Below are 13,003 nucleotides of genomic sequence, written 5' to 3' on the forward strand. Positions count from 1 at the left end.
GACGATCCTCAAGCTCATGAGCGGTTCTCCTGTCACGGGTGCACGGGTGCACTGATCCATGGCCTCAGGCATGCCGAGGGTACTGAGTGCCAAGTCCGGCCCGGGCACGACCCGCGCACCGCAAGCGCCACCTGGACCGGCAGACCGTGTCGACTCCCGTCGACTGGCGTCAGAGGCTCCACGGAGAGAATACGGCACTCAGTACCCCTCGTAAAGGAACTCAGTACCCTTCCCGCTCCCGGGGCCGGACGAGCGGGCGCGGAAAGCGGACACAAGGTTTCCGCAAGCATCCGCCAGATCCCCTCATGGATTCCGCCAGGGCGTCCGGGGACCATCGGCCACGGGGCCCGTCGAGGGCCGGACCTGGGATCAAGGAGGGGGAGAAGGATGACCTTGGTACACGGGGAACAGGACACCACGCCACCCCGCGGGAAACGCGGCAGCACGGCCTGGAGCAACAACGGGCCGTGGGAGACGCTGCAGGACCGCAAGGAGGTGCTGGTGGTCGCCCAGACCATGGTGTACGCGAAACGGCTCCACGACTTCTACTCGCTGCTCGCCTCGGACCTGCGGGTCCACGTGCAGTTCACGGTGGCACCGCACGTGTTCAACAGGGGCGCCACGGAGGTCCTCCGGGCACTGGGCGGCACGGTCCTGCCGTGGGAGCAGGCCGTCCGGCAGGAGTTCGACCTGATCCTGGCCGCCGGCTCCCAGGGGATGGAGCAGTTGCACGGCCCGGTCGTCCGGCTGCCTCACGGCGCCGGCAACATCAAACTGTCCCGGCGCAGCACGCCGGACGGCGAGCGGGCGGCCATCGGCCTCGGCCCGGACTACCTGTGCTGGGAGGGGCGGCTCGTCCCCGCCTCCTTCGCGCTCGCCCACGAGGAGGAACTGCTCGAACTCCGGCGCACCTGCCCGGAGGCCGTCCCGATCGCCGAAGTGGTGGGCGACCCCTGCTACGACCGGATCGCCGCCGCGGTGCCGCACCGGGAGCGCTACCGGGCGGCGCTGGGACTGCGGCCGGAGGAGAAGCTGGTGCTGGTCTCCTCCACCTGGGGCAACGGCTCGCTCTTCACCCGGCTCGACGCCGTGCTGCCCCGGCTGACCTCCGAGTTGCCCCAGCACGGCTACCGGACCGTCCTGCTGACGCACCCCAACATCGCGGCCGCGCACGGCTCCTACGCCGTGCAGTCCTGGGCGAGGGCCACCGCACGCGGGGCCGTCACGGTCATCCCGCCCGAGACGGACTGGCGGCCGCTGCTCGTCGCCGCCGACTTCATCATCGGGGACCACGGCTCGGTCACCCTGTACGGAGCGATGACCGGCGCTCCCGTCCTGCTCGCCGAGTACCCCCACCGCCACGTCAACCCGCGGTCGCCGGCCGCCCAGCTGGCCGCCACCGCTCCGGCACTCGCCCCCGGACACCCCCTCGTCGACCAGCTCGGCTACGCCGCCGAGCAGTACCGCCCGGAGGAGTACGCCGCCATCGCCGCCCGGATCAGTTCCGAGCCCGGCCGCTTCGACCGCAACGCCCGTCGGCTGCTGTACCGCGTCCTCAGGCTGGGCCAGCCCGCCCACGTCCCGGGCCCGGAGCCGCTGCACCTGCCCGACCCGCTGGACGCGATCGCGGCGGCCGGGTCGCGGCGGGACGGATGAGCGCGACGGTGCACAGGGTGCGGCTGGCGTCGGTCGCGGGGGCGACCGGGCCCACCGGGGCGGAACGGCCCGCTCGGGCGGAGACCGGGGCCGCTCCGGAGGCCGGGCCGATGGACGCCCGACGGACCGCGGTGCTGTTCGAGGCGCAGGTGAGTTCGGCCGTCGGCACCGTGCACGGGCTGCTGGCGGCGGAACTGCCCGCCGGAGCCGGGCCCGCGTCGGCCGGCCCCGGATACGTGGACGAGCACCTCGCGCTCGACCTCACCCGGACCTCGGCGGCACGCTGGCGCCACCAGGCGGACGTGCTGCACGCCGGACGGCTGACGACAGACGGCGTCCTCGCCCGGCTCAGGGCGGTCCTGGCCACCTACCCGGGCTGTGCGCTGGCCACCGCCGAGCACCGCGCCGGAGCACTGCTGCTCCTGGCCCGGGACGGGGCGCCGCTGGTCCTGCAGCCGGCCCGGGCGGCCGGCGAAGCGGTCCCGCCGCTGGCCGTCGGCTCGATGGCCCACGCCTGGCTCACACTCGGCCGCCGGCTGGCCGAACTGGCCCGGGTCGACGTGCTCGGGTGGCATTCCCCCGTGTTCCCGCGGTCCTGTTTCAGGGCCGTGGACCGGCCGGGCGGTCGGGTGTAGCCAGGGGGCCGGATTCCGTGTCGTAGGCGGCGAGGCGGTCGGCCAGTCGGGCCGCCTCCGCCGTCGCGGCGAGTTCCCGGTAGCGGGCCAGCGACTCCTCGAACCGGGCACGCGCGGCGGCGGGGCGGCCGCGCCGCTCCTCCAGCTCTCCGGCGAACTCCAGCGTCCGGGCCTCCCAATGCCCCGACAGCCGGGCCCGGAAGCCGGCCAGCGCCTCCTGGAGGCAGCGGTCGGCACGGTCGTACCCGCCCAGCGTCGTATGGGCCACCCCGAGGAAGGCGATCGCCCGGGCCGCCTCGTAGTCGTCCCCGATCGAGGCCAACTCGCGGTGCGCCCGCTCGATGGAGGTGACGGCCTCCGCCGCCCGGTCCGCGAGCAACAGCACCTCCCCGTGCGCCAGCCGGGCCAGTGCCGAGCCCCGCAGGTAGTCCTGGGCCTCCCGGATCCGGACCACCTCGCGCAGACAGTCGGCGGCCTCGTCCAGACGCCCGGTCATCCGGTGAGTCTGGCTGAGCCCGTACAGCGCGTCGGCCTGTGCCAGCGGCTGCGCCAACTCCCCTGCGAGGTCGAGTGCTTCATTGAACCAACGAGCCGCCTCGGCCGCCTCGCCGGCGTTCCGCAGACCGTTCCCGCCGGAGGTGAGCATGCGCAGCTCGCCCCAGCGGTCGCCGTCCGCCCGGGCCGCACGCAGGCCGATCCGGTGGGCCTCGACCCAGAGCCGGGCCGGACGCAGCCGGAGGAACAACGGCCACATGGCGTCGGCGAGTTGCCAGGTGGCGGCGTTCCGGCCGCAGGCGGGCACCCAGCGCAGCAGGTCGGCGAGGCGGTCGCGCTCCTCGTCGAGCCAACCGAGCGCCTGCGTGTCGTCGGCGAACTCCCGGGCCGGGTGCACCGGCAGGGTCCGGTACTCGCGCGGCAGCGTGCGGTGGCTCGGGGAGACGACCGCCTCGGCGGCGGTCGTCGAGGCGAGGTACCAGTCGACGATCCTGTCGGTGGCGGCGCGGCCGACCTGGGCGTCGCGAAGTCCGGCGCCGTGCCCTTGGGCGTGCAGCCGGACCAGGTCGTGGAAGCGGAACCGGCCGGGCAGCACCTCCTCCAGCAGGTGGACGTCCATCAGTTCGTCCAGCAGCCGGTCCGCCGCCACCCGGTCCACGTCCGCCACCACGGCGGCCGCCTCCACGGTGAACTCGGCGAACGGCAGCAGTCCGAGCAGTCCGTACAACCGGGCCGCATCCGGCTGCAGCACGTCGTAGGAGGCGTCCAGCAGGTCCCGCACCGCCTCGCCGTCCGCGTGCAACGCCCCGAGACGGTCGGCGCCGCGCCCCAGGATCTCGGCCGTCGCGGCGAGCGACTGCACCGGGCGGGCCGCGATCCGCGCGGCCGCCAGGCAGATCGCCAACGGCAGCCCGCCACAGGCGTCCACCACCTCGGCGGCGGCATCGCTCTCGTCCACCACCCGGCTCCGGCCGACCCGCTCGGCAAGGATCTCGGCGGAGGCCTCCGTGGCGAGCGGGCCCAAGGACCGGAACACCGCGCCGTCGATGCCGAGCCCGGTGAGCCGGCGGCGGCTGGTCACCACGACCACCGTGTGGTCCGAACCGGGCAGCAGCGGCCGCACCTGGGCGGCCGTCGAGGCGTTGTCCAACAGCACCGCGATCCGGCGCTCCGCCGCCAGCGAGCGCCACAGCGCGGCACCCTCCGCCATGCTCCCGGGCACCGGGGAGACCCCGAAGGCCCGCAGGAAGCCGCCCAGGGCCTCGGCGGGGTCGGCGGGGCCTCCGGGTGCGTAACCGCGCAGGTCCGCGTAGAGCTGGCCGTCCGGGAAACGGCCGGCCAGGCCACGAAGCCACTGCGCGGCCAGCGCCGTCTTCCCGACCCCGGCCGGACCGGTCACCACCACGGTGACGTCGGCCGACGCCGCCTCGGCGGCCAAGGAATCGTCCAGCGCCTCCAGATCGGCTTCCCGCCCCACCAACCTGCGAGGGCAGGGCGGGAGTTGCCGCGGTGTCGGCAACGCCGACGACCCGTGCAGGTGCAACCCGCCGTGGATCGCGCCGGCCTGCACCACCGGGCCGGAGACCGTCGCGGCACCGGCCAGCGAGTTCCGTACCACTCCGTACGGCAGGTTGACGTCGTTCACGGGCACCCGCCGAGCACGGTCGATCCTGTCACTGGCCCCCCAGCCCTGGACGAATTATCGGTGCGGCGCTATCACATGACGTATCGTCAAGTCGAGATTATTCCCAAAAGTACGGCCCCGGAACCCCACAGTGGTATAGCCGGTTGCCCCGGACGCATGCGATGCTCACCCGCGACACAGCAAGCTGGTAGCCAACCGGCGGGGGACGTCACGATGAAGGTTCATCTCCTCGGTTCAGTTGAACTGTCGGTGAACGGAGAGCCATTGGCGATTCCGTCCGACAAACGACGGCAACTGCTGGCCGCCCTGGCCCTGGAGGTCGGAAGGCCGCTCTCCCACGACTCGCTCGCATACCGACTGTGGGGCGAGGAACCTCCGCCCAGCGCACTGACCAGCCTCTACAGTCACGTCTCCCACCTGCGCGCACTACTGCGGCGGGCGGCGCAGGCCTCGGGGGCGAATGCCACCGGGGACGTGCCCACGATCGACACCCAATCGCACACGTACATTCTGCGGGCGGACCCACTGCTGATTGACTGGCACCGATATCTGGACCTCTCCGACCAAGCCGGACTACTCGCCGAGAACGGACAGGACCACCAGGCCAGAACCGTGCTCAGCCGCGCCACCAACCTGTGGTGCGGCGAACCCCTGGCCGGCCTGCCCGGCACCTGGGCCCAGAACACCCGCGCCGCCATGGCCGACCAGCACTTCACCACCACGCTGCGCCGGATCGAGATCGACCTGCGCATCGGCCACTTCGCCGAACTGATCCCCGAACTCACCGCCCTGCGCGAGCACCGCCCCACCGACGAACGCCTCGCCGGCCACCTGATGACCGCGCTCTACGCCGTCGGCCGACAGACCGACGCGCTGGCCGTCTACCCCGCCGTCGCCCGACTGCTCCGAGCCCACTTCGCCACCGAGCCCGGCGAACCGCTCACCCGCCTCCACCAGCTCATCCTGCACGGCGACCCGCTCCCCGGGCCGCCGGTACGGAACGAGGCCGTACTGACCCCCGCCCCCCAGGCCGTACCGCCCGCCGACATCCCCGGGCGGCACCGGCTGATCGGCCGGGAGGACGACCTCCGCCGCGTCCTGCCCGGCCCCGACACCCGGCTCGCCCGCGGCGGCGTCGTCACCGTCTCGGCGATCCTCGGCATGCCCGGGGTCGGCAAGACCACCCTCGCCCTGCACGCCGCCGACCTGATGCGCGAGCACTTCCCGGACGGCTACGTCTACCTCAACCTGCGCGCCCACGTCGGCAACCAGCCACCGCTCACCCCGGAGGCCGCAGGCGCCCTACTGCTCAGACGCCTGGGAGTGCCCGCCAGCACCATCCCGCTCGACGCCGACGAGGTCTTCGCGCTGTGCGCCGAGGCGCTGTCCTCGCGCCGCGCCGTCGTCATCCTCGACGACGCCTCGAACGCCGCTCAGGTCCGCCCGCTGCTGCCGCCCGCCCCGTCCGCCCTGGTACTCGTCACCAGTCGCCAGCGGCTGACGGAGCTCCCGGACGCTCGGCCGGTGTTCCTGGACGTGCTGACAGTGGACGACGCCGTGGCCCTGTTCACCAACGTGGTCGGCCCCGAGCGCTCGACGGACCCGCAGAGCATCATCGAGATCGTCGAGCGATGTGGCCACCTGCCCCTCGCCATCGAGATCGCCGCCAGCCGCTTCAAGGGCCGCCCGTCCTGGACCCTCGCCCACTTCGCCCGGCGCCTCTCCCGGAAGAACGGCAGGCTCGCCGAGATCCGCAGCGGCACCTCCAGCATCGCCCGGGTCTTCGAGGTCTCCTACCAGTACCTTTCCGCCAGCCAGCGGTCGGCATTCCGGCTGCTCGGCCTCTACCCCGGACCGGATTTCGGCGTCCATGCGGCAGCGGCCCTGCTCGGGCGGAGTGTCGATGAGACTGATGAGGTTCTGGAGGCATTGTTGAACTGCCACCTGATCCAGGAGATCGCGCCAGAGCGCTATCAACTACACGATCTTCTAAGGGAGTTCGCAGTTGCCCTGGGGGTCGATCGGAATCAGTGGGAATCGGCGGCCCGGAGACTGCTCCGCTTCACCCTGTGCGTCGCCGACCGCGCCGACCGCCTGCTCTATCCACACAGATCGAGAGCATCACTTCCAGGGGTCGGACAACTCGACCACCTGGAAGAGCTTTTGGGTGATATGGACATGAACTCGCATGAATGTGCCAGGACTTGGCTGGAGGCGGAGCACACCAGCCTGGTAGCGCTGACCTCGCACGCACACCGCATCGGGCTCGCGGAGAGCGGTGCCTGGCTCGCCCACGTCCTGGCCGGCCATCTGAACGCCGAAGCCTACTGGGGTGAGGCCCAGGACATGCACCGGGCGGCTGCGGCGTACTGGCGGTCGCAGGCGAACCACCGGCAGGAGTCACGGGCGCTGATCGATCTGGGCGCGACGCTCGCCTACGCCTCCCGCTACGAACCGGCGATCGAGACCCTGGAGGACGGGCTCGCGCTCGCCCGATCGCAGGGCGAACTCGACGCGGCGGCGAACGGTCTCAACCTGCTCAGCCGGCTGCACTGGGAGCAGACCCGACTCCATGAGGCGCTGACGGTACAACAAGAAGTGCTGGCCATTCGAGAGGAACAGGACGACCAGTGGAACGTCGCCCGCTGCCTCGTCAACATCGGCATCCTGCACCGGTCGGTGGGCGACTCGGAATCAGCGCACGCCGTCTACACCAGCGCGTTACCACTGGCCCGTAAATTCAATGACCTGGTTCTCGAATTCCGGATCCTGAACAACTTCGGCGAGCTCCACCTCAATGCCGGACGAAATTCGACAGCACGGAAGGTATTCGAGCGGATTCTGGACGGCGCAGGCGAGGCAATCCCCCCGCTGGACCTGTCCGTGGCCCGCGCCAATCTTGCGGAAACGTTGGAAATCCCGGGTGAACTCGAACCCGCCCTCGCGCTCTACCGGTCGGCCCTGACGACTTTCCGTGAATTCGGAACCGTCCGCCACGAGGCCGACGGCCGCAACGGGCTCGGGCGGGCCCTGCTCGCCGCCGGTCGGCGCGAGGAGGCCCTGGAACAGCACTTGCTCGCCCTGGAGCTGGCACGTTCCATCGGCACCGCCCGCGAGCAAGCGGCCGCCATGCGCGGCTTGGGCACGTGCGAGGCGGCAGCCGGAAACCGGTCTGCCGCGCTCGCCCATCTGACATCGGCCCTCACTTTGGCCGAGAAGGTCGGTATCGCGGACGAGGTTGCACGGATCCAATCGGCGATCGACGACGTTTGATCGTAATCTTCATATGATCACCATTCATCGAAGTGGAGTTCGATACTCGGATAACGATTTGGATCTTCCCGCCTGGCTATGCGACGCTCTACGCCACAAGCGGCCGCTGCCGACCGAACCGGGACAGGAAGCAAGAGCGCCATGAGCACGTTTGTCTACATAGCCCACATCGCCATCGGGATCTTCACGTCGAGCCCGCTCTGGTGCTAGGCGCGTAGGACAACGGCCGCCTCTCCCGTGTACACGCGGAACGTCAGCGTCTCCTGAAGGTAGAGCTGAATCGTTTCGGCATCGTGGGAGAGGTAGCCCACGGAGGCGTCCTGGCCGAGGTGGAGTTCGAAGTCACCGCCTCGGGTGGAGAGCAGGTAGGCGCCTTCGATGGCCGGGGCCCAGATGATCTCGCCGTCCAGGAGGCGGGCGAGGTGGTTGTGAACCGGGTAGCCTCGATCTCCTCCCAGGCGGCGGCGGAGATCGGGGCGAGGTCGCGGTGGAGGTTGTCCATGGGCGGGGTCCTGTTCAGGAGGTCTGCTTGAGGCTGCCGATGCCGAGCGAGCCGTCCCCGGGGCGGGAGGCGGGGGCCGCCGAGGGCGCCGGGGGCGGGGAGTCGAGGAAGTCGGCGGTCGGGACGAAGAACAGCCCGCCGGTGACGGCGGTGGAGAAGTCGAGCAGCCGGTCGGTGGTGCCGGGCGGGTTGCCGACGACCATGTTGCGCAGCATCTGCTCGGTCACCCCGGGGTCGGCCGCGTAGCCGATGAAGTAGGTGCCGGACTCGCCGCCGCGGTCCGCGGAGCCGAAGGTGCCGTACGGCATGTTGAAGCGGACGATCTTCCGCTCCTCGCCGTCCGGGCCGGTGATGACGGTGAGTGCCACGTGCGAGTCGGCGGGTTTGGCGTCGTCGGACAGTTCGATGTCGTCGAGTTTGGTGCGGCCGACCGCCCCCTCCTGCTGCTCGACGCTCAGCGCGTTCCACTTGTCCATGGCGTGCACGTACCGCTGGACGAGGACGTAGCTGCCGCCGGTGAACCCCGGGTCCTCGGCGCCGACCAGGGCCGCGCGTTCGGCGGCCCGGCCCTCCGGGTTCTCGGTGCCGTCGACGAAGCCGAGCAGGTCGCGGTCCTCGAAGTACTTGAAGCCCTGGACGGAGTCGACGACGGTGGCGGCCCCGGCGAGCCGGCCGGTGAGCTGCGCGGCCAGTTCGAAGCAGAGGTCCATCCGCTCGGCCCGCAGGTGCAGCAGCAGGTCGCCGGGGGTGGCCGGGGCGCGGTGGCGGGGGCCGGCGACCTCCTGGAAGGGGTGCAGGGAGGCCGGGCGGGGGCCGGTGAAGAGGCGGTCCCAGAGCTCGGAGCCGATGCCGGTGACGCAGGTGAGGCCGCCCTCGGGGGCCCGGAAGCCGACCGCGCGGCGCAGTCCGGCGAGTTCGGGCAGCAGGTCGCGGACGGCGGCCTCGCGGCCGGGTTCGACGGTGAGGACCAGGAAGACGGCCGCGCTGGTCAGCGGGGAGAGGACGGCTTGCGATTCGGCCTGCATGGTGGTGGTTCTCCTCGTCGTCGTGGCTTTTCTCAGGACGCCCGGGAGGCGTCCCACTCGGCGCGGTAGTCCGCGAAGATCTGCTTGAGGTGGTGCCCGATCTTCAGGTAGTCGAGGTCGTCGAGGTTCGCCAGCGAGACCCGGACGGACCATTCGGGCCCGTCGAAGCCGCCGCCGTTGAGCAGCACCACGCCGGTCTGCTCGGCGAGCCGGAACAGCGGTTCGGTGGGCTCGTAGTTCTTCTCCAGGAAGGTCGCGAAGTCCTTGCCCGCGACCCGTTCGGCCTCGGCCAGCAGGTCGAGCTCGACGTAGTAGCCGGCCCGCCCGGGGTCGTCCGCGATCTTCATGCCGGAGCCCTCCATCAGCAGGTCGAGCCGCCGGCGGACGATGCCCTGCACCCGCGCCTTGTACGCCTTGCCCTCGGGCAGCAGCGCGAACAGCGAGAAGAGCACCATCTGGGCCTGCTGCGGCAGGCTGAGCCCGGCGGTGTGGTTGAGCGCGACCTGCCGGGAGTCGGCGACCAGCCGGTCGATGAAGCGGAGCTTCCCGGGTTCCAGGCTCAGCGTGCCGTACCGGCGCGCGAGGCGCTCCTTCCACTCCGCGGGGAGGGCGGCGATCAGGTCGTCGATCACGTTGTCCCGGTCCAGGCCGATCACCCCGAGGCGGTGGCCGGTGGCGCCGTAGTGCTTGGAGTACGAGTAGACGAGCAGGGTGTTGCGGGGCAGTTCGGCGGCCAGGGTGCGGAAGCCGTCCACGAAGGTGCCGTACACGTCGTCGGTGACGATCATCAGGTCGGGGTTGGTGGTGGCCACGATCTGCTTGATCTGGTCGGTGACCTGCCGGGACAGCGCCAGGGAGGGCGGGTTGCTCGGGTTGACCAGGCAGACCAGCCTGATCCCGGGGTCGGCCAGCTTGGCGACCTCGTCCGCCGGGTAGCGCCACTCCCGCACCCCGGTCTCGACCAGCTTGTCGGCCTGGATCCGGACCACCTCGAAGCCGTAGGTGTCCAGTTCGGGGATCTCGATGTACGGGGTGAACACCGGCACCATCAGGGCGATGCGGTCGCCCTTGTGCAGCAGGCCGTTCTTCGTCAGCGAGTCGAAGACGTAGCACATCGCGGCGGTGCCGCCCTCGGTGGCGAACAGCTCGGGCTGCTGCGGCGACGGGGGCCGCCGGTCCATCAGCTCCTCCTGGAGGTAGCCGCGGACGATCCGCTCGGCATGCACCAGCATCCGGTCGGGGACGGGGTAGTTGTCGCCGATGCTCGCGTCGGCGAGCTCGTGGAGGAAGGCCTCGCGCTCGAACCCGAAGCGGTCGACGGCGAGTTCGACGCTGCGCCGGAGCAGCTCGATGCCGGGAAGCCCGGGGTGGCCGCGGACGAAGGCGTCGAAGCGGCCGGCGATGCCGGACCGCTCCGGCATGCCGCCGAGGTCGTCGGCGGTCCAGACCCGGCGGCTCTCCGCCAGCGCGAAGTGGCCGAGCGCGAGGCAGGCCTCGCGGGGGCCGGTGCAGACCCAGTTCGGGTTGCCGCGACCGGCGTTGAGCATGTGGGCGGTGGACTTGCCCTTCTGCCCGGGCTCGTCGCGCTGGTAGGCCTCGGCGAGCCGGACGAACTCGGCCTTGAGCTCGAAGGGGCTGAGCCGGGCCAGTCGGCGGATCTCCTCGCGGCCGGTCGTGGGCTTCGTCATGGCGTTCTCGACTCTCCTCGGGAAGACGGGCGTTCGGCCCGGCAGGGCGACGGCGGCGGCGCCCCGGACGGCCCTCCTCGCCGCACGGCGGCGGCGCCGGCGCTCGACGCGATGATGTGACGGTTCGTCATGTCAGCTCCCCAGCATGCCGACCAGGATCGGTCCGGTGAGCGGGAGCAGGAAGTTGGAGATGGTGTAGGTGATCGTGTAGCCCAGCATCGGGATGCTGCTCTGCGCGACGTTGGTGACGGCGGTGATCGCCGGGGTGCTGCACTGCTGGCCGGCGATGGCGCCGACCAGGATCGGCGGCTCGATCCTCAGCAGCTTGCGGCCGACGAACAGCGAGAGCACGGCCGGGACGGTGACCATGAGGATGCCGGACAGCGGCAGCAGCACCGGGTGGTCCTTGAGCAGCGCCGCCGCGTCCGGGCCCGCGGCCAGGCCGGTGACCGCGATGAAGACGGAGAGCCCGAGGTCCTTGGCGGTCTGCGCGGCGACCGGCGGATAGGCCCCGAAGGTGGGCCGCTGGGCCCGGAGCCAGCCGAAGACCAGACCGGAGACCAGGCAGCCGCCGCCGGTGCCGAGCGAGAGCGCGGCGTTCCCGGCGTGCACGGTGACCAGGCCGATCAGCACGCCGACGCAGATGCCGAGGCTGATGTAGATGTAGTCGATGGCATCCTTGCGGATGCCGACGCCGGCCTTGGCGGCGAACCGGTCGACGGCCGAACGGGCGCCGGTGACGGTCACGGTGTCGCCGCGGTGCAGCTCGGTGTCGGCGATCGCGGGCAGGTGCTGGTCGACCCGCTGGATGTCGGTCAGGTAGATCCCGGAGGTCGTGGACGGCTGCTCCTCGGCCAGCTCCCCCGCCGTCCGGCCGACGAAGTCCCGGTTGGTGAGGACGATGTCGCGGACCACCAGCGGGCTGTCCAGGCCGGGTACGCCGGAGGTCTCCGGGCCCAGTTCGTGGCCGGTGTCGATGACCGCCTCGCGGCGGCCGACCAGCAGCACGAGGTCGCCGCGGCGCAGCCGGAAGTCCTGGTCGGGGTGGAGGGTGCGGCCGTCCCGCCGGACGCCCTCGACGGTGACCAGGCCGGGCTGGACCTCCTCGACCCGGGCGATGGTAGAGCCCTCGCCCTGGGAGACCAGGTAGGTACGGCCGACCAGCGGGGGCAGTGCGGGCTGCTCGTCGGCGGCCGGCGCGCCCTTGCCGCCGCGCAGCCCCTCCCACAGTTCCCGGGAGGCTTCGGGCAGCTTGATCCGCATGACCAGCGGGAAGATCTGGCTGGTCAGCAGCACGATGGAGACCAGTCCGAAGAGGTAGCAGACCGAGTAGGCGGCGGCCACGTGGTTCTGCAGCTGGGCGGACTGGTCGGCGCTGATGCCGGAGAGGTTGGCGATCGCCTCCTGGGCGGTGCCGACCACGGCCGACTCGGTGGCCGCCCCGGCCAGGATGCCGGCCGCGGTGCCGACGTCCAGGTCGAAGGCCTTGCCGATGCCGTAGGCCATCCCGACGACCAGCACCGCCTCCATGACGCAGAGCACCGCGAAGCGCAGGCCCTTGGCGTTGAGGTTGGCGAAGAACTGGGGGCCCGCGATGTAGCCGAGCGAGAAGATGAACAGCGCGAAGGCGACGTTCTTGACATCGGCGTCGACGCTGACGTGCCGGCTGCCGATCAGCATGGCGACGATCAACGTGCCGCAGATTCCGCCGAGTTGGATCGGCCCGACGCGCAGTTTGCCGAGCAGGTAGCCGAGCGCCAGGCAGACGAACAGCGCGAGGACGGGGTTCTCCCGCAGCAGGCTCACGGCAGCCGCCCCCGCCGCGGTGCGGGGACGCCGAACGGGGGACGGACCAGCACTAATCTGATCATGGGAATGATTACACCGCAAAGCGGACAATCCGGCACGGCCGACGCGCATCCGAACGGCATCGGCGGACGACCCCGCCGGACGGGCTCACCGGACGGGCCCGCCGAGCGGACGCGCCGAACGGCCCCGTCGGAGGCAGTCCCGACGGGGCCGTTCGACCGGGGGCCGAGGCCGGCTCAGACCCGCAGGGCCGCCAGCTGCTCGGCGAACGGCAC

The 13,003-nt window shown here is 71.4% G+C and carries 7 protein-coding genes and 1 pseudogene; 3 read left to right on the plus strand and 5 right to left on the minus strand.

Annotation, left to right across the window (positions count from 1 at the left end):
- Positions 1-387: 387 nt before the first annotated feature.
- Positions 388-1,656: a hypothetical protein gene (locus AE652_RS18035; protein WP_234348430.1), complete on the plus strand. Its 1,269-nt coding sequence runs from the start codon at positions 388-390 to the stop codon at positions 1,654-1,656.
- A 110-nt stretch (positions 1,657-1,766) separates the two neighbouring features.
- Positions 1,767-2,291, plus strand: a complete 525-nt coding sequence (locus tag AE652_RS18040; RefSeq protein WP_049652675.1) for a hypothetical protein — start codon at positions 1,767-1,769, stop codon at positions 2,289-2,291.
- On the opposite strand, the gene AE652_RS18045 is transcribed toward AE652_RS18040, so the two are convergent.
- On the minus strand, positions 2,257-4,431 hold the full coding sequence (locus tag AE652_RS18045) for a tetratricopeptide repeat protein (protein ID WP_159028475.1): 2,175 nt from the start codon (positions 4,429-4,431) through the stop codon (positions 2,257-2,259). The genes AE652_RS18040 and AE652_RS18045 overlap by 35 nt on opposite strands.
- A gap of 213 nt (positions 4,432-4,644) precedes the next feature.
- Between AE652_RS18045 and AE652_RS18050 the strand changes: the two genes are divergently transcribed.
- Positions 4,645-7,704 carry a tetratricopeptide repeat protein gene (locus AE652_RS18050; RefSeq protein ID WP_063780178.1) on the plus strand — a complete coding sequence of 1,020 codons (3,060 nt, stop codon included), beginning with the start codon at positions 4,645-4,647 and terminating at the stop codon, positions 7,702-7,704.
- Positions 7,705-7,910: 206 nt separating this feature from the next.
- Here the strand turns inward: AE652_RS18050 and AE652_RS44075 are convergent.
- The 4 genes and pseudogenes from AE652_RS44075 to aspT form a co-directional block, all read right to left on the minus strand.
- Positions 7,911-8,153 (minus strand): annotated as a pseudogene (locus tag AE652_RS44075) (family 1 encapsulin nanocompartment shell protein); the annotation flags it as partial.
- A gap of 67 nt (positions 8,154-8,220) precedes the next feature.
- The gene (locus AE652_RS18060; RefSeq protein WP_049652682.1) at positions 8,221-9,231 is read right to left on the minus strand and encodes a Dyp-type peroxidase; all 1,011 of its coding nucleotides are present in this window, start codon (positions 9,229-9,231) and stop codon (positions 8,221-8,223) included.
- Positions 9,232-9,263: 32 nt separating this feature from the next.
- Entirely contained in the window at positions 9,264-10,919 is a 1,656-nt protein-coding gene (locus AE652_RS18065; protein WP_049652684.1) for a bifunctional aspartate transaminase/aspartate 4-decarboxylase, read from the minus strand.
- Between the two features lie 132 nt (positions 10,920-11,051).
- On the minus strand, positions 11,052-12,725 hold the full coding sequence (gene aspT / locus AE652_RS18070; RefSeq protein ID WP_049652685.1) for an aspartate-alanine antiporter: 1,674 nt from the start codon (positions 12,723-12,725) through the stop codon (positions 11,052-11,054).
- Positions 12,726-13,003 lie beyond the last annotated feature (278 nt).

Origin of the sequence: Kitasatospora sp. MY 5-36, from assembly GCF_001182915.1 — a bacterium.
In the GTDB taxonomy this organism is placed as follows: domain Bacteria; phylum Actinomycetota; class Actinomycetes; order Streptomycetales; family Streptomycetaceae; genus Kitasatospora.